Origin of the sequence: Microvenator marinus (genome assembly GCF_007993755.1) — a bacterium.
Taxonomy (GTDB): domain Bacteria; phylum Myxococcota_A; class Bradymonadia; order Bradymonadales; family Bradymonadaceae; genus Allomicrovenator; species Allomicrovenator marinus.
The window spans coordinates 4611373-4637871 of sequence record NZ_CP042467.1 but is presented as its reverse complement, the minus strand read 5'-3'; the positions used below and the strand labels follow the sequence as shown (position 1 = coordinate 4637871).

General features: G+C 57.6%; 19 protein-coding genes. 7 read left to right on the top strand and 12 right to left on the bottom strand.

What is annotated here, in order from left to right; genetic code table 11:
- Positions 1-6: 6 nt before the first annotated feature.
- From FRD01_RS19085 to FRD01_RS19075, 3 genes are all read left to right on the top strand, one after another.
- Positions 7-543, top strand: a complete 537-nt coding sequence (locus FRD01_RS19085) for a DinB family protein (protein ID WP_249755754.1) — start codon at positions 7-9, stop codon at positions 541-543.
- A gap of 114 nt (positions 544-657) precedes the next feature.
- Positions 658-2775 (top strand): hypothetical protein, encoded by a 2118-nt coding sequence (locus tag FRD01_RS19080; protein WP_146962531.1) that lies wholly within the window; start codon positions 658-660, stop codon positions 2773-2775.
- Between the two features lie 150 nt (positions 2776-2925).
- Positions 2926-3609 carry a hypothetical protein gene (locus FRD01_RS19075; RefSeq protein WP_146962530.1) on the top strand — a complete coding sequence of 228 codons (684 nt, stop codon included), beginning with the start codon at positions 2926-2928 and terminating at the stop codon, positions 3607-3609.
- A 21-nt stretch (positions 3610-3630) separates the two neighbouring features.
- On the opposite strand, the gene FRD01_RS19070 is transcribed toward FRD01_RS19075, so the two are convergent.
- From FRD01_RS19070 to FRD01_RS24480, 6 genes are all read right to left on the bottom strand, one after another.
- The gene (locus tag FRD01_RS19070) at positions 3631-5865 is read right to left on the bottom strand and encodes a protein kinase domain-containing protein (RefSeq protein WP_146962529.1); all 2235 of its coding nucleotides are present in this window, start codon (positions 5863-5865) and stop codon (positions 3631-3633) included.
- Positions 5866-5989: 124 nt separating this feature from the next.
- On the bottom strand, positions 5990-9196 hold the full coding sequence (locus tag FRD01_RS19065) for a hypothetical protein (protein WP_146962528.1): 3207 nt from the start codon (positions 9194-9196) through the stop codon (positions 5990-5992).
- A 103-nt stretch (positions 9197-9299) separates the two neighbouring features.
- Positions 9300-9596, bottom strand: coding sequence for a type II toxin-antitoxin system RelE/ParE family toxin (locus tag FRD01_RS19060; RefSeq protein ID WP_146962527.1), 297 nt, complete (start codon positions 9594-9596; stop codon positions 9300-9302).
- Positions 9593-9859 carry a YlcI/YnfO family protein gene (locus FRD01_RS19055; protein ID WP_146962526.1) on the bottom strand — a complete coding sequence of 89 codons (267 nt, stop codon included), beginning with the start codon at positions 9857-9859 and terminating at the stop codon, positions 9593-9595. Before FRD01_RS19055 ends, FRD01_RS19060 begins: the two co-directional genes overlap by 4 nt.
- Before the next feature lie 178 nt (positions 9860-10037).
- Complete coding sequence (locus FRD01_RS19050; protein ID WP_146962525.1) at positions 10038-10253, bottom strand: hypothetical protein; 216 nt, start codon at positions 10251-10253, stop codon at positions 10038-10040.
- Positions 10254-10267: 14 nt separating this feature from the next.
- Positions 10268-10411 carry a hypothetical protein gene (locus FRD01_RS24480; protein ID WP_249755753.1) on the bottom strand — a complete coding sequence of 48 codons (144 nt, stop codon included), beginning with the start codon at positions 10409-10411 and terminating at the stop codon, positions 10268-10270.
- 244 nt (positions 10412-10655) lie between these two features.
- Here FRD01_RS24480 and FRD01_RS24740 point away from each other — a divergent pair, with 244 nt between their 5' ends.
- From FRD01_RS24740 to FRD01_RS19035, 3 genes are all read left to right on the top strand, one after another.
- Complete coding sequence (locus FRD01_RS24740; RefSeq protein ID WP_146962524.1) at positions 10656-11945, top strand: collagen-like protein; 1290 nt, start codon at positions 10656-10658, stop codon at positions 11943-11945.
- A gap of 159 nt (positions 11946-12104) precedes the next feature.
- Positions 12105-16553, top strand: coding sequence for an Ig-like domain-containing protein (locus FRD01_RS19040; protein WP_249755752.1), 4449 nt, complete (start codon positions 12105-12107; stop codon positions 16551-16553).
- A 413-nt stretch (positions 16554-16966) separates the two neighbouring features.
- A complete protein-coding gene (locus FRD01_RS19035) occupies positions 16967-17800 on the top strand; it encodes a hypothetical protein (RefSeq protein WP_146962522.1) in 834 nt (277 codons plus the stop codon).
- Here FRD01_RS19035 and FRD01_RS19030 read toward each other — a convergent pair.
- The 4 genes from FRD01_RS19030 to FRD01_RS19015 all read right to left on the bottom strand — a co-directional run bounded on the left by FRD01_RS19030 (position 17797) and on the right by FRD01_RS19015 (position 22993).
- A complete protein-coding gene (locus FRD01_RS19030; RefSeq protein WP_146964019.1) occupies positions 17797-20853 on the bottom strand; it encodes an efflux RND transporter permease subunit in 3057 nt (1018 codons plus the stop codon). The two genes, FRD01_RS19035 and FRD01_RS19030, sit on opposite strands and share 4 nt — an antisense overlap.
- Entirely contained in the window at positions 20853-22211 is a 1359-nt protein-coding gene (locus tag FRD01_RS19025; RefSeq protein ID WP_146962521.1) for an efflux RND transporter periplasmic adaptor subunit, read from the bottom strand. The genes FRD01_RS19030 and FRD01_RS19025 overlap by 1 nt, the downstream gene beginning before the upstream one ends.
- Positions 22208-22558 carry a hypothetical protein gene (locus tag FRD01_RS24470; protein WP_249755750.1) on the bottom strand — a complete coding sequence of 117 codons (351 nt, stop codon included), beginning with the start codon at positions 22556-22558 and terminating at the stop codon, positions 22208-22210. Before FRD01_RS24470 ends, FRD01_RS19025 begins: the two co-directional genes overlap by 4 nt.
- Before the next feature lie 93 nt (positions 22559-22651).
- Entirely contained in the window at positions 22652-22993 is a 342-nt protein-coding gene (locus tag FRD01_RS19015) for a hypothetical protein (RefSeq protein ID WP_146962520.1), read from the bottom strand.
- Between the two features lie 76 nt (positions 22994-23069).
- On the opposite strand from FRD01_RS19015, the gene FRD01_RS19010 reads away from it, so the two are divergent.
- Positions 23070-24017, top strand: coding sequence for a peptidoglycan DD-metalloendopeptidase family protein (locus FRD01_RS19010; protein ID WP_249755749.1), 948 nt, complete (start codon positions 23070-23072; stop codon positions 24015-24017).
- Positions 24018-24024: 7 nt separating this feature from the next.
- On the opposite strand, the gene FRD01_RS19005 is transcribed toward FRD01_RS19010, so the two are convergent.
- Both FRD01_RS19005 and FRD01_RS19000 read right to left on the bottom strand, forming a co-directional pair.
- Positions 24025-25446 carry a right-handed parallel beta-helix repeat-containing protein gene (locus tag FRD01_RS19005; RefSeq protein ID WP_146962518.1) on the bottom strand — a complete coding sequence of 474 codons (1422 nt, stop codon included), beginning with the start codon at positions 25444-25446 and terminating at the stop codon, positions 24025-24027.
- Positions 25443-26495, bottom strand: a complete 1053-nt coding sequence (locus FRD01_RS19000) for an alpha/beta hydrolase family protein (protein ID WP_146962517.1) — start codon at positions 26493-26495, stop codon at positions 25443-25445. Before FRD01_RS19000 ends, FRD01_RS19005 begins: the two co-directional genes overlap by 4 nt.
- Between the last annotated feature and the right edge of the window lie 4 nt (positions 26496-26499).

The following is a 26499-nucleotide window of genomic DNA, read 5'->3' as shown; positions in this document are numbered from 1 at the left end:
GGAAGAATGGAGATGAACGAAATTTGGGAGAAGCAGGCGGCGTACAATGCGTGGATGAATTCTAGACTTTATGAGCTGTGCTCGGCGTTGAGTGACGAAGACCGCAAGGCTGACCAAGGCGCGTTTTTCGGCTCGGTACACAATACTCTGGCCCACCTGCTTTTGACGGACCTAATTTGGATGCGCCGGCTCACGGGGGACCACGACGTCTACCGATTTGAGAACGATGCCGGCGAGTTGGTGAGTAACCCCGGCTTAGACACCGTTCTCTACGAGGATTTTAGCAAGATGTGGGCGCGTCGAGTGACGTTGGACGAGCAGATTTCCGAGTGGGTGAAGGGGTTGGAGCCCGGTGCCGCTGGGCGAGACGTGGGGTACGCCAACATGAGTGGGAAGACGTTTTCGCATCCCCTCTGGTGGGCCGTGACACATCTCTTCAATCACCAAACCCACCATCGCGGCCAGCTTGCCACCCTGCTCGCCCAAATGGGCCAAGACTTTGGCACCACGGACCTTATCGCGCATTTGCGGATCAACAAGTAGAAGTGGTCCGCGTGTACTTGCACCAGAAATGTTGATACAATTCGCGAACCCTGTAGATTCACAGTTGTTCATACTAAGCGGACCTTGTCCCCCTTGTTCTGATTCGGAGTTCGGATGATGCGTTACCTTCTCTTGGCCATGCTTTTTGCGGTCGGCTGCAATGTCGAAGACAACCCGGTGGTTCAGGCACCACCCAATAATGAGAATAATGAGGAGGATATGGCCGAGGACACGGGCACCGTGGATATGTCCACGCCCAATAACGAGGCCGATATGGAGCCCGATGTGGCGCCAGACCCGTGCGAGACGTGCACCGACGACGAGGTGTGTTTTGAGGATGCCTGCTGTACCCCAAAGACGCCCGACACTTGCGGCACCGACGAATGCGGCATGGTGGACGACGGCTGTGGTGGCATGGTGGATTGTGGGGCTTGTACGTGTACGGACACGAACTTCGAGACCTTCTGTCCTTCGATGCCGTGCGCGGTAGCTACGGGTTGCGACGAGAACGCGGAATGTGTGTACGCGCCCACAGAGTGCGGTGGTCAAGCCTGTGATTGCCCTGATGATAACTGTGACGACACGAGCTTGAGAGACTGCCGCGACGCGGGCGCACTCACCTGCCCCGCCTTCCATTGCGACCCCTCGCCGTCTACCGACAACGACGGCAACACGGTCTATGCGAACGTATGCGTGGAGCCCGACGGCGCCATCTGTGACTTCACGAACCTCTGCGTACAAGGCGCATGCTCGGGCAGCACGTGTGAAGAGGCCGATTGCGGTATCTGCAACCTCGGCTACTGGGACTGCCAGCTCGACGAGCTTACACCGACCTGCTTCGACATCCCTTCCCCATTGGATGATGCGGCGCAGATCAACTGCAATGATAACTCGGCTCAGTCGACGTTCATCTACGTGGACCACGTCAGTGGCGCGGATGCTCAGGGCGCGGGTTCACGTGCACAGCCATTCGCCACGCTGGCGGCCGCTATGACGGCTGCGGAAAACCGCGGTGCCAAGGGCATCATCATCCGCGATGGCCTCACCATCACCGACCGACTCGTGGTGAAGAACGGAATCTCCCTCTACGGCGGATTTACGGGCGCACCGGACTGGAAGCTGACCCCTGCAGGCGTGTTGAACGTGAACGTCAGCGCACCGGTTGGCCAGGGTAATATCGTAGCCGTGCAGGCCCACGATATCACGGACCGTACCGTCTTATTCCGAGTCCGAGTGCAGTCCGCGAACGCCACTGAGAGCGGAGCTTCGTCCTACGGCATCCACGCGATGAACGCAGCCGGCCTTGTGCTTGAGCAGAGTCAGGTGCGGGCGGGCAATGGCGCCGTGGGTACGGGTGGGACCAATGGTGCGAACGGGAGAAATGGCAGCCCTGGCGCGCCAGGATTTATAGGCACAAATAATGACGTCTTCAATGGTGGTGCCCCCGGTGTGAACCCAGATTGTCCCACGGCGAATGGTGGACTCGGAGGCCGAGGAGGTTTCGGGATAGGCGTTCCGGGCACAAGAGGGTCGAATGCGGCGGCTGGTGCATCTGGAGGAAATGGCGGTAGTCCTGGCCAGAACGGCCAGAATGGGCAATCCCAGCTGATCTTTAACTTACCTGGTTCGAACGGTGCTGGAGGCGTCGCCACCTACTCTGTGACCAACGGCTTCTGGTACAATGATGGGGATGGAGCCAACGGAGACAACGGCTTGAACGGCCGTGGAGGCGGCGGGGGCGGAGGTGGAGGAAGTGGTTTCAGTGTTACTGGGATCAGAAACGGCGGAGGAGGAGGAGGAGGTGCTTCTGGCGGCTGCGCCGGCTCGGCAGGTACTCGCGGGCTTGCGGGTGGAGGAAGCTTCGGAATCTTTGCCATCAACTCATCGGGCATTCAAATCAACAACACCGTTATTGAGTCTGGACGTGGCGGAAACGGTGGGCGTGGCGGTACTGGTGGAAGTGGAGGAGCGAGCGCCACAGGAGGTGCACTAGGACCGGGTACAAACGGCTCAGGAAACGGTGGAAGCGGTGGCAACAGCACCGCAGGTTCATCTGGAGGTCACGGCGGAGGTGGCGCTGGCGGCATCACCGTTGCCATCTACTGCGAAAACTCCCAAATCACGCCGGGCGCTGAATCAATCCTCTCCACCGGCGCACGCGGCGAGGGCGGCGTTTCCGCCGGTCAAGACGGCGACCCTGGATTCGCGGCAGAAACCCAAGGTTGCGAATAGTCCGATTGCTAACTTCTTGGTTCCTAACCGACTTGGCAGGTTATAATCTGCAGACCCTCTTCGAAGAGTTTGGTGTCAACTGATGCCCGTCGGTTGCGCTTTTCCGCAAGAGGATTACCCTCTTGAACTCGACTTGAGACGGAGGTGAAGATGATTTGGGAAGCACTCGAACGCGTCAAAACCTTGAAGTTTAAGGTCAACGGCTGGGAAGCTGTGGGTGATATGGAGGGCGATACCGCGACATATCGTGCGGTGTTCGGCCGCATTCATTACAAGGACTCGAGCCGCGATTACTACTTGAAACCCGGCGAATTGAAGCAAATTGCGAAGCTGGATTGGGCGCCACCGGGTTTGACGGAGTATCTGGAGGCATGCAACGGAGTCCTGGCCCTGGGTAAAGAGCTGGACACCGACGCCCTCATCCACGAAGACGGCCGCCATTTGGCCCATGTGCTCGCCGAGGCCGGCGAGGCGCGCCTAGTAGGTATTTTGGGCAAACGCGCGTCTGGGTGGGCGTCAAAGTGTCCTGGCGGGGCGTACGCCACCCATTATGCGGCCATGAGTTGCAGGCCCGATATGGTGGATGAAGTTGTTAAGCGATGTCCAAAGGGCGTGACCGACAAAGTGGATAAGAACGGGTGGGCTGCCATTCACTACTTGGCCAAGGCGGGTGGCCCTCCATCCATGGCCAAGGCTGTGGACCTCTATGGCACTGGCCCGAAGGCGAAGACCCGCAAAGATAATGGTGAAATCCCGAAGGGTTCAACGGCCATCGAAATCGCCGAGCATTTTGGGCATCGCGAGCTCGCGGCGGCTATGAAAGCCCTGAAGTAGAAGGCAGTCCTTGGGCTCTTCTCACGTGGAGAGGGTGCTGAAGGCGAGGATCAGGACCACAACGACGAGCACCGCGATCAGAATCATGGCGGGCGTAGGCCGCCAGGGCTCGGGCGGCGGCTGGGCGATAATCGTCTCGTGGCGCCGAAACTGCTGTGAGTCGCTAGCGTCTGCGCGGCTCACCACCGGCACCTCAGGGTTTGTAGGCTGAGGCGCGCGTTCATTCGGAGGCTCGACTCTGCGCCTGAGTTTCCACGCGCTCACCGGGTCTGCCGCGGGCCCTTTGTGCTGCACGCGCACAGCCGCAATATGGTGATGATGCCAGATGGATTCGAGGCGCTCTTTGACTTGATTGGCCTGCGGACGATTCGTAGGAACGGGGTCCATCATCTGCATGATGAGGTCTGAGAGCTCAGAAGGCACCTCGTGCACAAAGCTCTTGAGCGGCGCCGCACCACCCTTGAGAATCCGCGCGGCGAGCCGGACGCTATCTTTGTCCTCGTAGGGAGGATGGCCGCAGAGGCAGGTGTAGAGGACCACTCCGAGAGAATACACATCCGCGGCGGTGGTGGCGTCCTGCCCCTTGAGCCGCTCAGGCGCAAAGTAGGCAACGGTTCCCGGAACAGTCCCGTGCTCGGTGAGTCGACTTTGTTCGGCGTGCATGAGCGCGAGCCCAAAATCCAAGACCCGGATGGAAACCGTGCCGTCATCACACGGCACAAGCATCACGTTCGAGGGCTTGATATCGCGATGCACTACGCCGCTTCTGTGAGCGTAGGCCAGAGCGTCTGTCACCGCGTAAGCCACATGCATGGCCAAGTCCAGCGATGTTCGGTGCTCTTCACAGAGCGTGTCCAAAGTATCGCCCGAGGCCAGCTCCATGACGAGGAAATGGCGGTCTAGCGATAGGTCAAACCCGTGTCCGAGGAGCCGAATGATATTCGGATGTTCCAGGGCATCGAGCATCTCGATTTCTCGCCCAAAACGCTCCGACGCCCTGAATTCCGGAGGCAGATCGGCGCTTAGAACCTTGACGGCCACGGTCTTCTTAGCTTCCACATCCTCTGCCACAAAGACGGTGCTCATGATGCCTGAGCCGAGCTCGGCGATAATCTTGTAACGATTGTTCAATAGCTGCCCAGGCAAGTGCTCGGTCTTGCCTCGCCCGGTCATAATCGCACGGATGGCGCGGTGCTTACCGGAATTGCGAACCTGCAGACCGTATTCATTGCTGCGCTGGCTTTCATAGGTGTCTGGAAAGAACTCGCGCGACTCGTCGATCTCGGACTTCAGGAACGAGAGCTGAATCTCCTGCGAGACGTCTGGCGACATCTTGTCGTCGCGCATCGCGTGATTGAGCAATATCGCTCGAAGGATATCGGCTACTTCGTACGCGGTTTTCGGACGCTTGTTTTTGTCCTTTTCCAGCATACGGAAAATCAACGCCTTGAGCCTCTCCGGCACCGGCGTCTGCATGGGCGGCGGCGGCTCAGTCTTATGCTTAATCAGGATGGCCACGATCTCACGGGAGTCAAAGGGCAGCCGCCCTTCGAAGAGCTGGTAGAGGATAATCCCGAGCGAATAGATGTCTGAATGCACCGTGACGTCTACCTCTCCACCGCATTGTTCGGGGCTCATGTAGGCGGGCGTGCCGTAAATCGTGCCGTCGGCTGTCAGGCGCCGGCCGGAATCGTCGCCAAAGAGATCGAGCATACGCGCGAGGCCAAAGTCGAGCACCTTGATGACGTCTTCTTTGCCGACCACCACGTTCTCGGGCTTGAGGTCGCGGTGCAAAATCCCGAGGCGGTGAGCGTGTGAGAGGGCCTCGGCGATCTGAATCGCGATGCGTAACGAGCGCACAAACCCGAGCTCTCCACTCTGCATGAGCTCGAAGAGTTCCACTCCGTCCACGTACTCCATCACCATGTAGAGCGAGTGGATATCGTCCGAGAATCCGAAATCGTGGAGCGCGATGCAGTTTGTGTGCGAAAGACGGGCAATCGCCTTGGCTTCGCGCGAGAAACGCTCTCGATAGTTCTCGTCGTGATAGTGGCCAGGTTTCAGAATCTTGATCGCCACTCGGCGGTCCACCGAGAGCTGAACGCCTTCGTACACCGCACCCGAGGTACCCACTCCGATCTTCTTGACCAGGCGGTATCGACCGTCGATTTCGTCGCCGGCCTGCGGCAGGCGAGGCGCTGCCGGGCCGACCGGTCTCGGGAGAGACGGTGGTGGAATTTTGAAGTCTTTGTTCACCCCTAAAGTATGGACGAATTATATGTTTCCGACAACGAGTTTTTTGGAGTCGATTCCGCGCAAGTCCTGTATTTAAGCCGTCAAACGATTGGCGCAAACATTTATAAACCACGTTTGCCGCGCGTCAATTCTCGACGCTGTAGTCCCTGGAGCCAAGACACATTAACCCCTTGTGGGTGGTGTTGATATCGTAAGTCGCGATCAGACATCGATGGATTATTTCATCAAACTTTGGAGTTGGAATGACAACCTTCAATCCCGGTGCCACGACCCTCTCAACCTCTTCGCCGGTTTCCTCATCAGCAATCACCACAAGGCCCAAAGTCGGGTCGTAGTGTTTGAGAAAATTCGCCTTACGGCTGCCAAATCTAGTTCCATAGTGCTGCAATACATGACCGGCATTAGGCGGATCTTGCCTGATTTCTACAAATCGACAGGGGGAACTCGTGCAATCCTTATGGCCATTTTCGGTCCTTTCGAACGCGCCAGGAAGGGTTGTTATGCTGCCGTTCACCGTCATAATCACGAGTTCATCGGGCTTGATTTGGTAGAAATGGTCGCCGCCGTTTTTCCATGGCTCGTCAATCCTAGCGAGGGCTTCTTCACTTACTTCTGCGGGCGCTAGGGCTCGTCGAACAAACTCACTTATCGTCCGAAACCCTTCGTCTGTGAGTATGAGTATGTCCGTACGCGTTGAAGCCACCCCACGCACCGGGATTTCCGTACCTTCTTCGTCAGCATCCCAAAAAAGGACAATTCGACAAGGCTCGTCGCAGGGATTGTCATCTAGAGGTCCAATGATCGGCGAGTTTTTTCTCAATAGAGTCTCTTTCTCGGCGTCAAAGGGAGTTCCGGGAAACTGAAGTTCTTGAAAAAATCCATCAGCCGAACGCAAGATGACTTGAGAATCTGCATTCATAGTGAGGAAGCCATTTTCAGTGGGGTTCGCTATGGGTATTTCCTCAAGGAACTCCTCAACCCGAACGGTGCCAAAAATATTGCTCAAGGCCAGCGCCCCGCGCTCAGACTCGCCGAGCAGACGCCGAGAATTCGTAAGTTGCGGGCGGCCTCGAAAAGCAGGCGAATGCTCGGTAACCCTGGACCGCTCAATCTCAAAAATCGCATTTTCGCTATCGTCGTCAGTAGAAAACGCCACGACATGGGGAGGAAGGCTCAAAAACTCGAGATTTTCTACTTCTAGTTTGGAAACTTCAGGCGCCCTTGCGATGTGGAATACAACGACCTGAGTCGACGCCAGTTCTGGCAGAATTAGATTGAAGCCCTGAGAGGTAGGTTGGAATTTTCCCAGGTGGATTTTATTCGAGATAAGGTTTTCCTCTGCTCGTCCGACGAGGAAGGTATCAAAGTGGTATTGGTCCAACACGAAGTATTCTCCAAGATCACAATCTTGGGACTCTTCGCTAAGGTCTTTAACTTCCTTGATTAGGCCAGCCCTATGATCAAGCCGCAGGACGAGCTCATCAGAAGAAACAAGGCCGTCTATCTCAATCATGAACGTACCATCTGAACGGGTATCAGTGCGCTTGAGTTCAAGCTCGGGCCAATCCGGCGTCTCCACCCAAAAGTCGGCTCTCTCTGCACCCGGTCCAACAAGTGTTGCCCGACAGGTCAGTGCTCGCTGGCGGTCGCGCCCGCCCTTCACTCGAAACTCGAAACTCGGATAGGTGTGGTCGAGCCAGCGCCACAGCTCAGAATCGCTCAGCGCCTGACCGTCTGGTTTTTGAAGTTGTATGGAGACGCGATATCTCTCACCCCAGCGGAGCTGCCACCCACGAAGCTTCAAACTGGCTCGCGTCCCGTCCCATTCTGGTTTTTCGCAATATCCGTCTGGCCCATCCAGGCTATGCACACACATGGTGATCGGGCTGAAATTTGTGCGCGGATTGCTCCCTTGACCTGAAACGAAGGAGCTCGGAGCCAGCTCGACCTCAATCGTGTTCAGATCCTGCGAGACTTCTAGATCGCCTGCCACTGGTGTGGAATCCACCATCACCGGCACGTCTTGTGCCGAGGTATCTTGGGTGTCGTAGACTCGGTTGTAGAAGTCGATGGTCCGGCCAGAATGATGCGAAAACACGGGTGCGAGTGGGTCGACATCGGTCCTTTGGAGCGGTAGGGGCCGCCGTGCCGGGCAAGCTGAGTACGCATCCTGCACCTGCTCAAGTAGGTCTTCGCCTTGGAATGCCCTGAGCGGAACTTGGCCGCAGCCCAGGTCAGAAACCGGGCCATCTAAAGAAAGCCAGCCTTTGTGCAGATGCTTGATTCGAGACGGCTTCAGGCCAACGTAAGCGTCCCAGCTCGGATCGTCGGGATCGGCTTGGCGAGCAAGTTTTGTAGGCACGAACCAGACTTCGCCGCGTGCGTTGGAGTCAAAGAGAAGCCATGAAAATGGCTCGACCAACGGTGCTCTAGGCCATTCGATTGGAAACCCGAAGTACAGGACCTCTGATTCACCCACCGCGGGACTATAAGCCCACGATCCGCCCCACTCCACGTAGTCGTTTTCAGCATTTGAATAGGTTTGGGTTGTAAAAACGGCGAGATGGCCGTCTGGATTGTGTAGGATCTGGGTGTGATGACCTACTTCGAAACGTCCGTCAGAGAGAACCGCGTTTCCTGTAGTTTGGCCGTCGTGCCTAAGAACCACATCCGTCTCCCACCGGCCGTCTTCAGGGAAATAGCGGGCGCGCCGGACCTCAGTACCGAGGTCCGTTTCATCTACGGACCAGTCGTTCCGCCACACGATATCTACCGGAGCAAGCCCTTCACCTTGTCCGGGAACGTGTGCAATCGCCAAATCTTGGAAGGTCCCGGGAGGTCTAAAGATGTCCAGGTTTTGAGGGCGCTCGTCCTCACGCGGGACGTCTATCTGTGTCTGAACGCCGTCTCGTGTGACGTGGTAGATGTGGATGGCGGGCCGAGTTCCTTCAAGCTCGCGGAGTGCTACCCAGACACCGCCCTGCCCGTCTGAGTTCATGGCGTAGGCGCCAAACTTTTCGACGTCTTGAACCAGATCGATTCGCGCCCACGGGTTGTCGATGCCGGCGCTTGCCAGCGCGAGTCCTTCTTCGTCCATGGGGCCAAAGAGCACCCACACCAGATGTTCGGACTCCACCCAGCCGGTCAAGCTATGCCGCTGATATTGTGGCGGCACGCTTTGTGCCGTACGATCCACGATGCGGGCCTCGAAGGGCAAGGTCGCGCTCGGAATTCTCTCGAGCAGCGGATTTGGTGCCGGCGGCGCCTCTTCTGCACAACTTAGTAGGAGCAAGGCCACCAGAAGCATTAACGCGTTCCCCAGATTCTTCATGTTCCCACCTCAGCAAATTCGAAGTGAGTTTACCCTTTTTGGCGAAGTGGAACCAGAACTAAGACTGAGAGCGACGCAACCACTAACGTGGAGAGGGTCCTGTTCAGAAGTAGTCGGATTCTCGCTGATGGCGTAGAGCCAAAACCGTCACACTGTTCTCCTCGATCTCGAAGAGCGCCACGTAGCCCGACCGACCAAAAGGGACGAGTAGTTCGCGCAGGAATGGCCGCTGCGAGTCAATTTTTCGGCCGCTAAACGGAAACTCTTCCAGCACGGTGATTGCTTGCCGAAGAGCAACACTGGAGCGTCTCGCGAGCTCGATGTCATGCTCGGCGTGAAAATCGAAAAGTCGCAAGAGGTCCTCCAACGCCTCTGGTGTGAAGCGAATCTGAAAGTTCATGCGCGATCTTCGTGCAACTTCAGTCGCTCGTCCAAGCGTTCAAGGACATCTTCAGCCGAATAGTAGACGCCCGTCTCTCGCGCACGATCCCGAGAGGAAAGTCCCCGCTCTATGAATTCCCTTCTTGAGCGTCGTAGTTGAATTTCGGCGAGAACTGCTTCTTCGAGCAGACTCGAAAGAGTCTCACCTTCCTCGAGGACGCTTTCGGCTTCGGCCCTAAATTCCGGCGTCACTCTCAAGGCAGGTAGGCTTGCGCTCTTCATCTTTGTTCCTCCGACTAGCTTGCATTGCAAATGCGATGCATGTTGAATTTGAACAAATTGGAATCTGCTCGTCAAGCCGTAAGTCCACACCAGGTGTTCGGACTCTACCCAACCAGTCAAGCTATGCCGCTGATATTGTGGCGGCACGCTTTGTGCCGTGCGCTCCACGATGCGGGCCTCAAAGGGCATGGTTGCGCTCGGAATTCTCTAGGGTTTGGTGCTTTAGTAGAAGCCCTACGCCGAACTCGCCGGACAACGCGCATAATGTCCAAACGGATATTGCGATGGCTGCAAAGGATGGCGACGCACCCTGAGCAACTAGATAGAGCGCCACAAATGCGATGAGGGTTTCCAAGACAAGGTCAATTCCGCTGAGGAGTACGAGCCAACGCATCACTCGCCAGGACCTCAAGGCTTGTCGAATCGCGCGAAGGGCTTCGGCGAGCGTGGGGGTGGGCTCATCTTCGGCGATGTGCCGTCGACCAACTCATCAACGAATTCAACACACAAAAATATGGCCACGAGTCCGAAGGACCGTGTGAATGTCTTCATTTTGAACTCCGATCTGAAAATTCGTCAAAACAGAAAAACTTCTACGATTGCCAAAGTTTCAGGCGGAGGAAGACCGGTTCGAAATTACCAGGGGGGGTGAAACATCTATGACTCCAACATGATATGACCCGCCGAAAATGTTAATGTGTCCGTTGTTAAAAGTCTACCTGGCCCGGAGTCCCTTGACTTGGGCGAGGCGTAGCCCCCAAACTTGAGGGCGACGAGCAAGTTTGTGAGGGATATTATGCGCGGTTTATTTTTGGTGATCGTTTCTTTGGCAATGGCCTGTAGCGGAGGGGAACCGGGAGCGGATGGACCGAGAGGCGAAGAAGGTCCACCGGGAGCTACTGGACCTGCAGGAGAAACTGGACCGGCCGGGCCGCAAGGTGAACCTGGGCCGGTTGGCCCCCAAGGTCCTGCAGGGGAAACCGGTCCGGCAGGAGACACGGGTCCCCAAGGTGCTGGCGGCGCGATTGGTCCGATGGGCCCGGAAGGGCCAATGGGTATGCCGGGTCCGCAGGGTATTCCCGGCCCGATAGGTCCCATGGGACCCGAAGGCCCGGTTGGCGCGACTGGGCCTCAAGGTCCCAAGGGCGATCCCGGAGTGAGTGATCCGGAAAGCCTCCCCAGCCCACCATCGCGCGCCGAACTTCGGATCACGAGCGGCACACCCATGGAATTGGACATCATAGACTTTTCGATGAAGGTGAATGTCAATATGAGTTCGGGCTCTCAAGGAGGATCTGGATACGAGTTTCAGCCCATCAAAGTAAGCGTTCGGCATTCCAGCAATTTGTCTGAGCTACACAACCTTCATTTCTCGAACTCACCGTTTAGCTTCGAGATCGATATGAATCATAGCTCGGGTCCGGTCACGGTTTTCAAGGGCGAGGGCGCGACTATTACGGAGATGAAGGTGAACTCGGCGAAGAATGCTAGTCAGGTGAACGTGCTCGAGCTCGAGATCAACCCGCAGGTACTGGAGGTGGGTTGGACCCAGGGTGGGGTTCGGTACGACCGAGTTAGCAATGCCCGCACCTGCACCTACAGCGCATGCGGTTGCAGCGATCCGACACCACCCAGCTACATCCAAGCTAATTTGTTCGGGACCCCTACTTTGAACACCAATCAGTACTTGGTCGATTCGTACGAACTCTTGACCACACGCGACCAGTCCCTCGGGTTGCAGAACACCGGTCTGGTGATTACCAAGCCGTTTGAGGCCGACGCGACCTGCACCTTTGACCAACTCTTCGGAAACTTCTACGAGAACGAGCTCGTGATCTATCGAGCATCCCTGATTTCCTCTCCGTCGGGCATCTTGGCGGCCTATTCTCTGAGTGCGTGTATGTCGACCGTGGGGAGCTTTGAAATCCTCGTGAATGAAGAAGGCAGATGGAAGACTCGTCAGGTGCATAATGTGAGCGCCATTCTCAACACCTACCGTAGTTTTGATAGCTCCGGGCAAGTGGCTGATATAGAGAGTTCCGGATTCGACTTTGATGCGAACCAGCCGATCACGAGCTGTCCTTGAAAGGTGACGCAGGGCGTCAAAAAAATGTCGACAATCCGCAACTCGCATCATGGGCCGCAATCGGACGGATACCGCTTGTACTAAGTCTTTTCTTGCATGAACCGACAAGTACCTTCATACTGTGAACAGCCTACAAAGCAACACAATAGGAGGTGCGAGATGGGATGCACAGGGAGTGAAGGCGCCGGTTTTTCTGCATGGCGCAAAACGTTGAGCCTTTTGGCGTTCTTGGGATTGGCGGCGGCCAGCTCAAGCGCACAGGCACAGACTTTTGATATCGACACCAGTGCGGGAGCAGCAGTCTACGATCAGACTGAAGCACCCGTATTTGTGGACGATGGGCTCGTGATCACAGGCACGTTGAATCTGGATGGGGCCCGGGTGGCCATCACCACCGGATTTGATGCGTTGGGTGACCGCCTCTCGTTCACGTCACAGCACGGGATCACCGGTGCGTACGACAATACCACCGGTATTTTGACCCTGAGTGGCACGGCCACACCGACGCAGTATCAGGATGTCTTGAGGACGGTTCGATACGAGAGCGTGACCACTGGCAACCCTCCTCCGGGGGCACGAACAATCCAGTATTCGTTGGGTGCCTCGATCTTCTTCGAGCCGAATGGGCACTTCTATGAGTTTGTGAGCGCTCCAGGTATCGACTGGGCTGACGCGCGAAATGCGGCGGCGGCAAGGAGTTACTTTGGCCTCCAAGGTTATCTGGTTACCGTGACGAGTGCTGCGGAAAACAGCTTTGTCTCCGGAAAACTCTCAGGCCAAGGCTGGATGGGCGCGAGCGACCAAGCTTCTGAATCGATCTGGCGATGGGTCACAGGCCCTGAGGGGCTCGAAAGCAGTGGACAAGGACGCCATTTCTTCACGCAAGTCGGAAACGGAGGAAGTGCCGTCAACGGCGAGTACCATAACTGGGCATCCGGAGAGCCCAACGATGCAGGTGGTGAAGACCACGCACACTTCTTGATCAATGGGCAGTGGAACGATTATCGCTTCGATAATAACGCGATCGCGGGCTACGTGGTGGAATACGGAGGCATGCCTTCGGACCCGTCGCTCGATATTGTGGCGACGCGCGAGCTTGACGTGCTGACGTGTTTTGACGGCACGTTCAATGGCGTCGAGACGGACGTTGATTGTGGTGATGTCTGCGGACCCTGCGGGGATCTGGACAATTGCGCGGACGACTCCGATTGTACGTCAGGCGTGTGTGATGGCGGCGTGTGTCAGGCACCTACGTGTACTGACAGCGTTCAGAACGGCACCGAGACGGGAACGGACTGCGGCGGAAGCTGCGCAGGCTGTGGCACCGGCGTAAGCTGCAATGGCCCTAACGATTGTGAGAGCCTGAATTGTCAAAGCGGCGTATGTCAGGCCCCTACGTGTTCAGACAATATCTTGAATGGCGACGAGACGGGAACAGACTGCGGCGGAAGCTGTGGTGCGTGTGGCGTCAACGGTGGCTGCAATGACGGCACGGATTGTACCACGGGCGTGTGCTCGGGCGGCGTGTGTCAGGCAGCAACGTGTTCGGACAACACTCAGAACCAAGACGAGACCGGCGTGGACTGCGGCGGCGCAACATGCGGACCTTGCGGCAGTGGCGAAGGATGTCTTGGCAATAACGACTGTAGCTCAGGCGTGTGTACTGGCAATGTCTGTCAGGCACCTTCGTGCTCCGACAACACCCAGAACCAAGATGAGACCGGGGTAGACTGTGGCGGCGCAACATGTGGACCGTGTGCCGACGGCGGTGGTTGCTCGGACGACACAGACTGCTCTTCAGGCGTATGTAACGGCAACGTTTGTCAGGTACCTACCTGCACTGACGGGACCCAGAATCAAGACGAAACTGGCGCAGACTGCGGCGGTGCAACATGTGGTCCTTGCGCAGACGGCGGTGGTTGTTCGGACGGCGGCGACTGTACCTCAGGCGTATGTGACGGCAACGTTTGTCAGGTACCTACCTGTACCGACGGCACCCTCAACCAAGACGAAACCGACGTAGACTGCGGCGGCGCCACATGTGGCCCGTGCGCAGATGGCGGCGCTTGTAACCAACCTACTGAATGCTCAAGCGGCGTGTGTACTGCCAATGTTTGTCAGGTACCTACCTGCACTGACGGCGTGATGAATGGCGACGAGACCGATATGGATTGCGGCGGAAGCTGTGGTCCTTGTGCAGACAACGGTGGTTGTTTGGCAGATGGTGACTGTACGTCTGGCGTCTGTGACGCTGGAGTTTGCCAGGTACCTACCTGCACCGACAACACCCAAAACCAAGACGAAACCGGCGTAGATTGTGGTGGCGCAACATGCGGACCATGTGCAGACGGCGGTGGTTGTTCAGGTAACTCTGATTGTACTTCGGGTGTCTGTGACGCCGGAGTTTGCCAGGTACCGACGTGTTCCGACAACACCCTCAACCAAGACGAAACCGACGTAGACTGCGGTGGCGCGACATGCGGGCCATGCGCAGACGGTGGTGCTTGTAATCAGCCTTCGGAATGCGCGAGTGGCGTATGTACCGGCAATCTCTGCCAGGCACCTACATGCTCAGACGGCGTAGAAAACGGCGATGAGACCGACGTAGACTGCGGTGGAAGTTGTGGTCCTTGTGCGGACGGCGGAAGCTGTGGCGCGCCGAGCGACTGCACGAGCGGTGTGTGTGATAGCGGACAATGTGCCGTGCCAACCTGCACCGACAACACGCAAAACGGCGACGAAACCGATGTTGACTGTGGCGGAAGCTGTGGACCTTGCGCGGACGGCGGAAGCTGCTCGGTGCCTGGCGATTGCACCAGTGGTGTATGTGATAACGGCACCTGTGAAACCGCGCAGTGTAACGATGGCGTTCAGAACGGCACCGAGTCGGACGTGGATTGTGGCGGAAGCTGTGGACCATGTGCTGACGGCGGAAGCTGTGCGTCGGCTGGCGACTGCTCAAGCGGCGTTTGCGATAGCGGACAATGCGCCATCCCAACCTGTACCGACGGTGTCCAGAACGCAGGTGAAACCGACGTGGATTGCGGCGGTGGAACCTGTGGTGCGTGCGGCGATGGTTCGGCGTGTTCGGTCGCAGGTGACTGCTCCACAAACCTCTGCTCAGCTGGCGTTTGTGTGGTCACCATCGACTCACTTGGCGAAATCACCTCGCCTGCAGAAGACGAGCTCCTGAGTACAGCGACTCCGACCATTTCCGGAACGTCTGAAGCCGGCACCACGATTGAGATCTTCGTGGACGGAGTGCTTGTGGCCTCACCTGTCGCCGATAGCAACGGTGACTGGACCTATACGCCAGAAGACGATCTGGACGACGGTGCGCGGGTTATCGAAGCGGTCTTCACAGACGGAATCGGCAACCAGACCACTTCCGAGGTCAACGTCGTGGTGGATACCACAGCGCCTCAGGTCACGGTGACCAGCCCTGCTAACGGTGAACTTCTCAGCGTCACGCCAGATCGCATCACCGGGGAGTCGGAGCCAGGAAACGAGATCAACGTCTACATCAACAGCGAGTTCGCCGGCACGGCAACCGCGGATGAAAACGGCGTATGGGAGCTCGAGATCGACCCTCTCGATATCGGGGATTACAGGATTCGCGTCACTTCGCGGGACGAAGCGGATAATATCGGTGAGACCGAGTCCGACTTCTCGATCGTGGATGGCGTCCGAATTGCGACTCCTGAGGACGGCCAACTCATCCGCATCGCTCGCCCGAGCTTCTCGGGTGTGAGCACGCCGAATACCGATGTGCAGCTCTTCCTCAACGACACGCCTGTGGCGACGGTCACAGCTGACGATGACGGAAACTGGACCTACACACCGGACTCCGATCTGGCCGATGGTGAGTTTGAACTTCGTGCAGAAGGTGCCGGTGACTCGACCGATAGCGTGAGCTTCACGGTGGATACGACCCGAACGGGACTCGTGATCGACGAGCCGGCTGAAGGCGCACTCGTGAACCAGAACACAGTCACCTTCCGCGGAACGGCCCTCGCCGACTCTACGGTCACGGTAACGGTGGACGGTGCCGAGGTGGGTCAAGTCACCGCGGATGAGAACGGCGCATGGGAGTGGGAATCACCTGAGCTGGAAGACGGTGAGTTCAGTGCTGAATTCACGTCCGAAAACGAGATCGGTGAGCCGGAGACGGCGAGCCGAACGATCACTGTGGATACGACTGCACCGTCGCTTGAGGTGACTTCACCTCTAGCTGGCGAGTCGTTCCCTGAGGACGGTGTCATCACGGGTCAGGCTGAACCAGGCGCCACCGTTGAAGTCTTCGTGGACGATACCCTCGTAGGTGAGACCACTGCGGACGAGAATGGCGATTGGGCTCTGGAGCTTCCTGAGGACTTCGACGCAGCAGCCGGGGGCGATCTCCGAGTCACCGCGACGGACGAAGCTGGAAACACCACTACGGTGGAGCTCAGCGTCCCTGAGGAGGTTGTAGAGACCGTTGATGCCCGAATCCTTGAGGGCGGCTGCGAGGGATGTGCTGCAGCCAGCAATAGCACCGAGGGCAGCTTCTGGTTGCTTGCGTTCGGCCTCTTCCTCTTGGGTCGACGTCGACGCGTTCGCGCGAGATAAGCTCTAGGATTAGCCCTCAGGATTAATCAGGTCCGCACTGAGTCATGCTTGGTGCGGACTTTTTTTTGTCTATTGAGATGGGACAAGAAAATAAAAAAGCAGCTCGGATGAGCTGCTTTTTTAAGTTCCACCGAAGGGCTATGTAGGCATAGAATATGCACCTGCCTAACGACCTGGGGGGAACGCATGATTGGCCGTCCCTCGGTGGAGATTCAAGTCTGCAACCAAGCATCGCTCTCGTCAACACATTTTTTTCAAAATTCTTCATTTTTTGTCTAATACATAACCACACGGCCGATTAGAAGACGGAAGATTCTTGCGTTTGAGCCGCATCAGAGGCTAAGTTCAGGGCACTTCAACACCAACGTGGGAAATAGTTCATAGGGGACTCAACCCACAACTTAGAGGGAACAATGAAATCGAAATTGCGTTTTTCTTACGGGATCGCCCTGATCTCCTTTGGACTTTTGTTGAGCTGTGGGGAGGACTCAGCCGCTCCACAGACTGCATGTACATCAGCAGCTGAGGTACGTTGTGAGGGCCTGGTGCTGCGCACATTCGACTCCTGCGGCAAGGTAGAAGACGCTCAGGTCTGTGAACATGGGTGCAACGAAGCTGGAGACGCGTGTGGCGAAGAGCAACCATGCGTGGGTGATGAGTGCATCGTGCCTTGCGTGGGCGAGGACTGTGGCGAGCCGTGTGAGGGCGACGAGTGCCCGGCACCTTGCGTGCCGCAATCGTGCGACGAACTTGGAGCAGAGTGTGGGGCTCTCGATGACGGCTGTGGCACGCTCCTTCTCTGTGGAGATTGCGCGTCCCCCGAGACCTGCGGCGCCGTGGAAGCCAACCAATGCGATTGTGTTCCGACCACGTGCGAAGAGGCCGGGGCCGCCTGCGGCTCGATCTCCGATGGGTGTGGCGGTACACTTGAGTGCGGAGAATGTGAGTTTGGAGATTGCGAGGCGAATCAGTGCGTCTGCGTGCCGCTGACCTGCGAAGATCTGAACGCAACCTGCGGAGAGCCGGACGATGGATGTGGCGGAACACTGAACTGTGGTGGGTGCCCGGCATTCTCGTCCTGCGGATCTGAAGTGCCCTGGCAGTGCGGTGTCTGTGTACAGACCAAAACGTGTTTTGGACTCGAGTGTGGGCCGATCGACAACGGCTGCAACTACCCAGAAGATTGTGGCTCGTGCGGCGCTCCACTGACCTGTGGCGGCGGTGGAGTTCCCAACAGATGTGGCTAACTCTGAGGCCCTCGGTACATCCCGATGTAGAGTAAGGGAAGCACCAACAATGTGGCCACCGTAGACGTCAACATGCCGCCCACAAGAACGGTGGCTAGTGGCCTCTGCACCTCCGCGCCGATGCCTGTATTGAGCGCCATAGGTAGGAAGCCAAGTGCGGCTACCAGAGCGGTCATCAGAACCGGCCTCAGCCGTGTTTCCGCGGCCGATTTGACGGCATCTAGGAGCTCTTTTCCGTGCGCGAGCTCGTCGCGAATTCTGGAGACGAGCACCATATCGCCCAAAACCGCAACTCCCGAGAGCGCGATGAATCCGACCGCGGCCGAGATGGAAAACGGCAGATCGCGCAGCCAGAGCGCGAGCACGCCTCCAACGGCCGCGAAAGGCACGCCCGTAAAGACGCGGAGCGTGTCAGCGAGCCGGCCGTAGGTGATAAAGAGGAGCATGAACACCAGTAGGAATGCTACTGGAATCACAAAGAAGAGACGCTTCTGGGCGCGCTCTAGATTGCGATATTCGCCATCGATCCGCGTGTAATACCCGGGCGGAAGCTCAAGTTCTTGGAGCCTCGAGTCCAGTTCGTTTACAAAGCCCCCGAGATCTCTTCCGCGCACGTTGGCTTGTACGATGACTCGTCGCTCGGCCCATTCGCGATTGATGGCCGATGGCCCCTCTTCCATGGTGATTTCAGCGAGAGCGCTCAGCGGAACGCGCGCCCCCGAAGCCGTGGGCACAAGTAGTTTTGCCACCTGATCGGCGGAAGGAACGAGTTCGGTATCAAGGCGAATCACCACGTCAAAAACCTGCTCGCCTTCTACCAGCTCGGCGGCTTTGATGCCGCCCAGGGTCTGGATAAAGTCCAGCACCTCGCTCGTCTGTACGCCTAGTCTGCCTGCCGCCACTCGGTCCACCTTGATGGCCAGCACGGATTGCCCGGTAAGCTGCTCCATGGAGACATCCGCCGCACCGGGTATGGACTCCAGGATCGCGACGACGTCTTCGGCGCTCGTGGCGAGCTGCTCGAGGTCATCACCGAAGACCTTCACGCCGACGTCGGTTCGGATGCCGGCCATCATCTCCGCCACGCGAAGCTCGATGGGTTGCGAGAAGATGGAACGCATACCTGGAAGGCCTTCCATCACGCCGTTCATCGCGGCCGTGAGCTCGTCCTGGGTCTTGGCTTTGGTCCAATTTTCGCGCGGATGAAGGGTGATGAACACGTCCGAAACCTCAAGCCCCATCGGGTCCGTTGCCACTTCTGCGGTGCCGGTCCGGGTCCAGATATGGGCGATCTCGTCGGGAAACTCCCGCAGCAGTAGCTTTTCTATCTCGGTGCCGTAGTTGACCGACTCTTCCAGCGAAACCCCCGCGATGCGCACCGTATTGATGACGAGCGCCTGTTCGCGAAGCTGGGGCACGAACTCCGTGCCGAGATTTAGGCCGATCGCACCGGCGCTAAACACACAGGCAAAGGCCAGTAGAATCACGCGATTTCTGTAATCGATGGCAAACGCCAGGGCCGGTCTGTAGAGCCGTTTAAGACCACGAATCAGCCACGGTTCCTTGAGGTGCTGACGCTTCTTGAGAAGCAGGCTTGCGAGCACAGGAACGAGCGTGACCGAAAGAATCATGGACCCCACCAGCGCAAATATGACCGTCAGCGCCATAGGCCTAAAGAGCTCGCCTTCGACGCCCTCGAGAAAGAGGATCGGAAGGTAGACCACCGTGATGATGAGTTCTCCGAAGAGCGTAGGTTTTCGGACCTCAATCGAGGCGTCGCGTACAATTTGGGTAACGCTTCTTGAGTCGCCTTCAGCGAGGCGCCGCTCGGAGTTCTCAACCATGATGACCGAACTATCCACCACGAGCCCAAAGTCGATTGCACCAAGGCTCATCAGGCTTCCGGCGATGCCGAATTTGAGCATCGCGTGGGCCGCAAAGAGCAGGCTCAGCGGGATGGCGAGCGCCACGATGAGCCCCGCGCGTATATTGCCGAGGAACATGAAGAGAATGGCGACCACGAGGAGCGCACCCGCGAGCAGGTTGTTCCTCACGGTCTCGAGCACGGTGTCTACGAGGTCGGTGCGGTTGTAGACGGGCTTGAGCTCGACGGTGTCGGGGATGGTCTTTTGGACCTCTCGGAGCCTTGTTTCAAGCGCCTGAGCCACCTCTCGGCTATTCTCTCCCATGAGCATAAATCCGAGGCCGAGGATCGCCTCACCTTCGCCGTCTGCAGTGGCGGCACCACGGCGGATCTGGTGGCCAATCTTGACCTCGGCCACATCTCTGAGGAGCACGGGCGTGCCGTGCTCCATAGCCACCACGGTACTCTCCAAATCCTCGATAGTTGTGGCGAGCCCCAGCCCGGCTACAAGAACGGACTCGCCGGCATTGTCGATGCTGGCGCCGCCCACGTTTCGACTCGCGCGCTCCACTACGCGCGCCACATCGTCCAACGAGAGTTGGTATTTGTAGAGGCGGTTCGGGTCGATCACGACGTGGTACTCTTTCTCAAACCCGCCCCAGGTGTTGATTTCAGCCACGCCGGGGACTTGGAGCATCTGCGGGCGGATCACCCAGTGATGAAGCGTCCTGAGCTCCATCGGGGTAAGCGTGTCGCTCTTTACAATGTACTGAAAGACCTCACCGAGGCCTGTGGCTAGCGGACCCAGAGTAGGCTGGTAGCTTCCGCCGGGAAGCATGACGTCAGCGAGCTTTTCTGAGGTCACCTGGCGCGCGGTGAAGATGTCCATATCACGCTCGAAAATCACCACGATTTGGGAGAACCCGAACCTTGAGACCGAGCGCATTTCTACGAGCCCAGGAAGCCCCGAGAGCGTTTGTTCGATGGGAAAGGTAACCTGTCGTTCGACCTCGAGCGGACCAAGCGCCGGAGCCACCGTATTGACCTGGACCTGAATCGGCGTGGTGTCCGGGAAGGCGTCCATCTCGAGCTCGGTAAAGCTGTGGACGCCCACCCACGCCATGACCACCGTGAGCAAAATCACGGCCCAGCGGTTCTCGAGGCAGAGGTCGATGAGTTTGGTCAACATCATTCACCTCCGGGCACGATTTCGCAGCAACCCGCACCAATACTGCCTGGCATCACTTCGGTACGAAGGAAGACGGCACCGGTGGTGACGACCTCGTCGCCAGGTTTGACGCGCCCTTTGACGCGTACCCAATCCCCTTCGGCTAACCGCTCAACGATGCGTGGTGAGAAGATTCCGGGTGAGTCGCGGACAAAGACCACGAACTCTTCTTCCACGCGTTGCAAGGCCTCGCGAGGTACTTCCACGCCGCCCTCTGATTGGTCGGCGTAGATGGTCGCGCGCCCGAACTGATTTGCGCGCAGGTTCCCGTCGTTCGGGACGATGGCGCGTGTAGGCACGGTCCTTGAGCGAGGGTCGATCTGCGGGGAAATCCAGTCGAGTTTGCCTTCGATCGGCTCTTGTTGGTCAAGCCGAATCTGGACAGGCTGGCCCACGGCGAGCCCACGTGCGTCGGACTCCGAGACGTCGCAAAACGCCCAAAGGGTGCTTGTGTCCACAATCTTGGCGAGGGAATCTTCTTGGTTTGCGAGCATGCCCTGTATAGCGTTTCGCTCCACAATCTCGCCGGCGATTGGCGCACGAAGAATCATGCGGCCCGAGGCATTGGCCCCGGTGGTACGAAGCGTGCCGTCGATGGACGCAAGGGCTGACTGAGCCTTGGCGAGCTCCTCTTCGGAGGTCTCGAGCGCGCGAGTTGAGACGACGTCTGTTTTGCGAAGCTCGCGCATGCGTTCGACCTGGGCCTTTGCCACGCGCACGCGCTCAACCACAGCACTTCGCTCGGCGCGCAGATCGTTGACCTGCACACTTTCCAGGTCAAAGAGGGGCGCGCCCTTCTCCACCAGCTCACCGACCCGGACACGGACATTTCGGACGAGGCCCGGAACCACGGCGCGCACGTCAGCGGTTTTGTCCTGGTTGAAGCCGAGGTGCACGTTGCATTGAACGCCCGATTCGGACGTGGCTTCGCGTGCGTTGACGGTTTTGATGCCGGCGGTCTTCTCCATTTCTGGGCGTCTCAAACGCACGATTCTGGCCTCGATCGCGACCTCCTCACCTTCGGAATCCAGAGAAGGCGCGGCACGGTCTGGGTAGCAGACAGGGCAAAAGGATTCGGGCATGCCGTGCTCGGCGCACCAGTTGTTTTGCGCTTTATAAACTGCCGCAAGGGCCGGATTACATTTGGGGCACGCGCCTTTGGGAACCTTGTGCTCGCACTGAGCGTTCGGGTCAGATTCCGCGGCCTTTTGAGCCTTCTGAGGGGCGTCCTCCGGTCTTTTGGGTGCACCCTCCCCTTGGGTCTGGCAGCCGGTGCCGGCCAGACAAAGGAGGAGACCCCAGATTTTCAGCGCCCTCATGTCTCTTCCTTAGGAGGACGCTCAATCTTGAGGTCTGGGTTACAGATGAGGCACTGAGACTCTGGGAGTCCGTGTTCCGCGCACCAATCTCCGCTGGCCTTGAAGGCCGGAATCAGACTGGAGTTACATCGAGTGCATTGGGATTCTGGGACGGCGTGTGAGCCGCACCAGTCCTCGTGTGAACCAGGCTCGTAACCTGCGGGGGCGTGGCCCTCTGAGGGTGCCTCTTTGGGTGCTTCGGCAGGTGCGTTGGCGTTGGGTTCTTCCGCTACCGGAGCTTGAGTCTCGGCCTTATCACACGCGGTATTAAAAGCGACGAGTGCCGCCAAAATGATAAACTTCTTCATATTTTGTTCCTTTAGGATTCTGTCTAATTGCAGGGCAATACGATGCGTAAAGCAGTGCTCATTTGCCCCTGTAAGTTCAATAATTCGAACGAATTAGACGTGCCGTGGCGGAACAAAAATACGGCTCAGAAACCCTTCGGGCGGCGCTCTGAGTGGCTCCCAAGTTTTTTGGAAGGCGCGGCCAAGGTGGACTTCTGAAATTTGGGCTGGCCGCGAAACGGCACTAGCCACATGGGCTCCGCAACACCTGCAATTCTGACACTCGGGGGAGCAGCCCTCGTCGCATGGGGAGTCCGTGGGCGTGGTGTCCGCGTGAGACACTTCGGCGTGACACGGACAGCTTTCCTCGGCCACTTCTGGCACTGAAAATGCTGTGGTTCCCCAGAGGAGGAGAAGCGCTGCGAGTGCAAATTTGAGGAGAATCAGAAGCCTCATGCCCAAAGACTACCTCAGTGGACGGGCATTGTACATATTCCGAAAACCTCAATATACTCGCGCCATGAAAACACAAGTGACCTCGATACTTATCTCCCTCACACTTATCGGCTGCGGCGAAGGCCGCTTAACGTCTCTTGAGGACGAGCAAGACATTGGCCCGGATACCTCCATTGAGATGGATGCCGGTTCAGACCAGAACAGCACACCGGACATGCAGGTTCTTGAGGATGTGGGAGTGCCGGACGCAAGTCTGCCAGATATGGTACCGGACATGCCGCCGGAAATCTGTGCTCGCCTGAAGGTGACCGTGGAGGCAAGCCTGACTCTCAATATTCGCCCTACTCCGTCTACTGCGCAGGCGCCCGTGGGCTCGTTGACTCGAGGGTTTGTGGTGGCCGCCGTAGATCTGGTGGAGGGCGAAGATGTGGGCGGCGAGACGCGGTGGTATCAGATCGAGTCGCCTCGTGGTGACGGGTATGTGCACTACGATTTTGTGGAGTGTACCGAGGATGAGCTCACTACGATGCCGATTGGCTACTACATGCCTTTTGCCTGCAATGCGCAGCATCGCGTGACGCAGGGGCCAGGCGGCGGCACGAGTCATAGTGGGAACGCGGCGTTTGCCTACGATTTTGCGTGCGGCAGCGGGACTTCGATTCGGGCCATGATGGGCGGCACAGTGAGTCGGCTTTCGATGGCCACACAACCGGGAGACCCTTGTTATAACGGTGGAACCTCGGCGTGTAGCAACGCTTCAAATTACATCATGTTGGCGCATCCGAACGGTCAGACGACCATCTATAAGCATTTGAATTCGGCGAGCGTGGCGGAAGGAGCTCAGGTGTCAGTGGGGCAGGAGATCGGGAAGTCGGGCAATACCGGCTGGTCTACGGGGCCCCACCTGCATATCGGTGTGTGCGACGGTGCAACGACCAATCAATTCTGCCAGACCGTGGACTTTTCGTTTGTGGATATTGGCAAGCCCGGCAACGTGACTGTGACGTCTGGCAACTGCCCCTAAGCCTTACCTAGTAGGCGCCAATGTTCGGTGAATCAGAGCGCGGGTTTCCGTCAAAATCCGTGGGTGCCAGTTCAGCTCCCAACTCGTGACCAACCCCGGTCAGACTTGAATCGTTCAAGTGGAGGTCATGTCCAGCAAAGTCTTGGAAACTGCTAAGTTCCGCATTCTCCACGTTGCCCAAGAGCTCGGCGGTTGCGTCATTCCGCGGCCTGAGGTTATGCGTCACGAGGTTATTGACCACGCGCGCGGAGGTCATCGCGAATCGCCACTCGATCGATGAGAACGGAGCCTGAGAGCTCGCCACCGTGTTATGAGCCACGTCTACCTCGCATGCCGACTCGAGGCCGATGCCAAGGTCCATCCCGCTAGGGGACGCGAAGAGTGCGGCATCATCGCCAATAATCACGTTGTTTCGAATCAGGCCTCCATAGTGCTCCGCAGCGGCACCACACGGATTGTCAGCGTAGGTTCTGCCGGAACCAGGCTGACCGAGTCCAAAGCCGATGCCGCGCGCGTTGTTGACCAGCATGTTCCGCTCCACCAGGGTATCGCGTGCGCCGCGCCAGACGTGAATGGCGTGCTCGGAGAGGAACTCGTTGGAACACCAGAAACCCGTGATGGTGTTGTCCCGAATCTCCCAGCCTTGCGAGCGATGGATATCGATACCGCCCGTGTAACAACGAAGACCCGCCGGCGCATAGCTCATGACCTGTTCTCGGCCTTCAGCCGTCAGCTCGACGTGTGAGCAGGCGAGCTCACCGTAGTCGGCCTCGTTCCCGTTGGCGTTGACCTTGATGGCTTGCTCGCCCGGGTCAAAGACTCGCAGCCGGTGTAGGCGTGCACCGTCTGCGGGCCCAGAGTCCGAGCCCGTGACGTGAACTGCATGGTATCGTGAGCGCCGAATTGTGAAGTTTGAGAGGACCACGTCTTGAACGCCACGGATATTGACGAGCCCACCGCTTGATTGCTGGTAATCGCCGTCCAGAATCACTTCTTCGGCAGAATCACCGCCGCCTACAACCGTAACACCCGAATTCCTAACCCAGACGCCTGAGCTATCTACGGGATAGGTGCCGGGTTCCAGGACAACCGTTTCGCCGCTCTCGGCGTTTGCAATCGCTTGCACCCAATCATCTTCGGGGCCCACACGAATGGCGGCAGCTGGGATCTCCAGCGGAGCACAAGGGGTCTCCACGTTGTTCGTCGGGTTGTTGGTGCCGTTTGTCTGGTTAGTTTGGTTAGTCTGATTTGTTTGATTGGTTTGATTCGTGTTGTTCGAGGCTGCGTTGTTTGAGTTGTTGGTGTTTGAGGCGTTGTTGGAATTTGCTGTCTGGTTGTTTGACATTCCATCTGGGTTGTTGGCCTCATCGACCGACTCGTCAGAACACGCAAGCAAACTAAGCATTGTAATTAGAGCTAGATATTTCATTTCGTCCTCGGAGGCTTTTTCATTTCTTCCAGAAATGCCCGATAGTCCACGTATAGTGTGGGTGTGAGTAGAATTGTGGCATGACTTCGCGCGTAGCCTTGAACTCTACGAATCCCCTGGCTTTGTGTAAAGTCTCGTAACACCTCGTCTGGCGTGAGTTGGTCGTAGACTCCATGTTGAATGAAGATGCGATTCGGGCTGACCCGCGACTTCCACGAGACCGGGCTAATCGTTTCGAAGGCCCGCGAAAGCACTTGCTTCGGCACGCCTCGTGCCTCTATTTTCTGGACGAGGGTCTTCATCTCAGCGGGCTCTACACTCAGCGTTCGCCAATCCACCACGGGAATCATCAAGGCCATGTGGTCAAGGTCTTCCACGGCGGAGACCAGCCACAGAACAGAAGCCCCCATGGACCCTCCCCACCCCCCGATACGTTCAACTCCGCGGCTCCTTAATAGGTGAATCATTGCCCGAATCTCACGCACCGATTCGAGCACAAGTTCCTGATTTTCACGTACATCCGGCCCCATCAGGGAATCAGTCTCCCCCGTTTTTAAACGATTAAAATGTTTGGGAGGAACCCAGACAACAAGGTCGAAGCCGAGATCCAAGATTGTCTCATAGATATTTGAGACAAATGGAAATGCAATGGGCGCAAAGCCGTTGCCCGGCAACCAAAGAATCACAGGCCTTGCACCCAACTCACCGTGCCTCCAGACCCAAAACGTGGTGGCCCCGAGATTGTCTCTAGGCCCTGCGGACTCATAGGACCAAATCTCGGCGCGCAGATGGTCTCTCTTTGACGACCAAGGAGGAGGCCCAGTCGTTTTCCACCGCCCGGGAACTGGAGACGTCATTTCATCGAGTTCAACGGACTGCCACGGAGTCTTCAAGGCCTCGGTTCGTGTGTCCAATTCAAGCTCGGCGCCGTGGGCGTAATCTTCGATTCCACGCCGGTCTAACCAGCGTTGCGCAGGGGCACAGCCGATGCAGACCAGTGCCACGAAAGAAACGGCCAACAAGAAGAGGTAAAATTTTCGACTTTTCATCTCG

Excerpts from the sequence above, each read along its gene's own strand:
- FRD01_RS19075 (WP_146962530.1), top strand. The coding sequence starts at position 2,926 with ATGATTTGGGAAGCACTCGAACGCGTCAAAACCTTGAAGTTTAAGGTC.
- FRD01_RS19005 (WP_146962518.1), bottom strand. The coding sequence starts at position 25,446 with ATGAAATATCTAGCTCTAATTACAATGCTTAGTTTGCTTGCGTGTTCT.
- FRD01_RS19025 (WP_146962521.1), bottom strand. The coding sequence starts at position 22,211 with ATGAGGGCGCTGAAAATCTGGGGTCTCCTCCTTTGTCTGGCCGGCACC.
- FRD01_RS19030 (WP_146964019.1), bottom strand. The coding sequence starts at position 20,853 with ATGTTGACCAAACTCATCGACCTCTGCCTCGAGAACCGCTGGGCCGTG.
- FRD01_RS19080 (WP_146962531.1), top strand. The coding sequence starts at position 658 with ATGATGCGTTACCTTCTCTTGGCCATGCTTTTTGCGGTCGGCTGCAAT.
- FRD01_RS19055 (WP_146962526.1), bottom strand. The coding sequence starts at position 9,859 with ATGAAGAGCGCAAGCCTACCTGCCTTGAGAGTGACGCCGGAATTTAGG.
- FRD01_RS19050 (WP_146962525.1), bottom strand. The coding sequence starts at position 10,253 with ATGCGTTGGCTCGTACTCCTCAGCGGAATTGACCTTGTCTTGGAAACC.
- FRD01_RS19065 (WP_146962528.1), bottom strand. The coding sequence starts at position 9,196 with ATGAAGAATCTGGGGAACGCGTTAATGCTTCTGGTGGCCTTGCTCCTA.
- FRD01_RS19040 (WP_249755752.1), top strand. The coding sequence starts at position 12,105 with ATGGGATGCACAGGGAGTGAAGGCGCCGGTTTTTCTGCATGGCGCAAA.
- FRD01_RS24470 (WP_249755750.1), bottom strand. The coding sequence starts at position 22,558 with ATGAAGAAGTTTATCATTTTGGCGGCACTCGTCGCTTTTAATACCGCG.
- FRD01_RS19085 (WP_249755754.1), top strand. The coding sequence starts at position 7 with ATGGAGATGAACGAAATTTGGGAGAAGCAGGCGGCGTACAATGCGTGG.
- FRD01_RS19015 (WP_146962520.1), bottom strand. The coding sequence starts at position 22,993 with ATGAGGCTTCTGATTCTCCTCAAATTTGCACTCGCAGCGCTTCTCCTC.
- FRD01_RS24740 (WP_146962524.1), top strand. The coding sequence starts at position 10,656 with ATGCGCGGTTTATTTTTGGTGATCGTTTCTTTGGCAATGGCCTGTAGC.
- FRD01_RS19060 (WP_146962527.1), bottom strand. The coding sequence starts at position 9,596 with ATGAACTTTCAGATTCGCTTCACACCAGAGGCGTTGGAGGACCTCTTG.
- FRD01_RS19000 (WP_146962517.1), bottom strand. The coding sequence starts at position 26,495 with ATGAAAAGTCGAAAATTTTACCTCTTCTTGTTGGCCGTTTCTTTCGTG.
- FRD01_RS24480 (WP_249755753.1), bottom strand. The coding sequence starts at position 10,411 with ATGAAGACATTCACACGGTCCTTCGGACTCGTGGCCATATTTTTGTGT.
- FRD01_RS19035 (WP_146962522.1), top strand. The coding sequence starts at position 16,967 with ATGAAATCGAAATTGCGTTTTTCTTACGGGATCGCCCTGATCTCCTTT.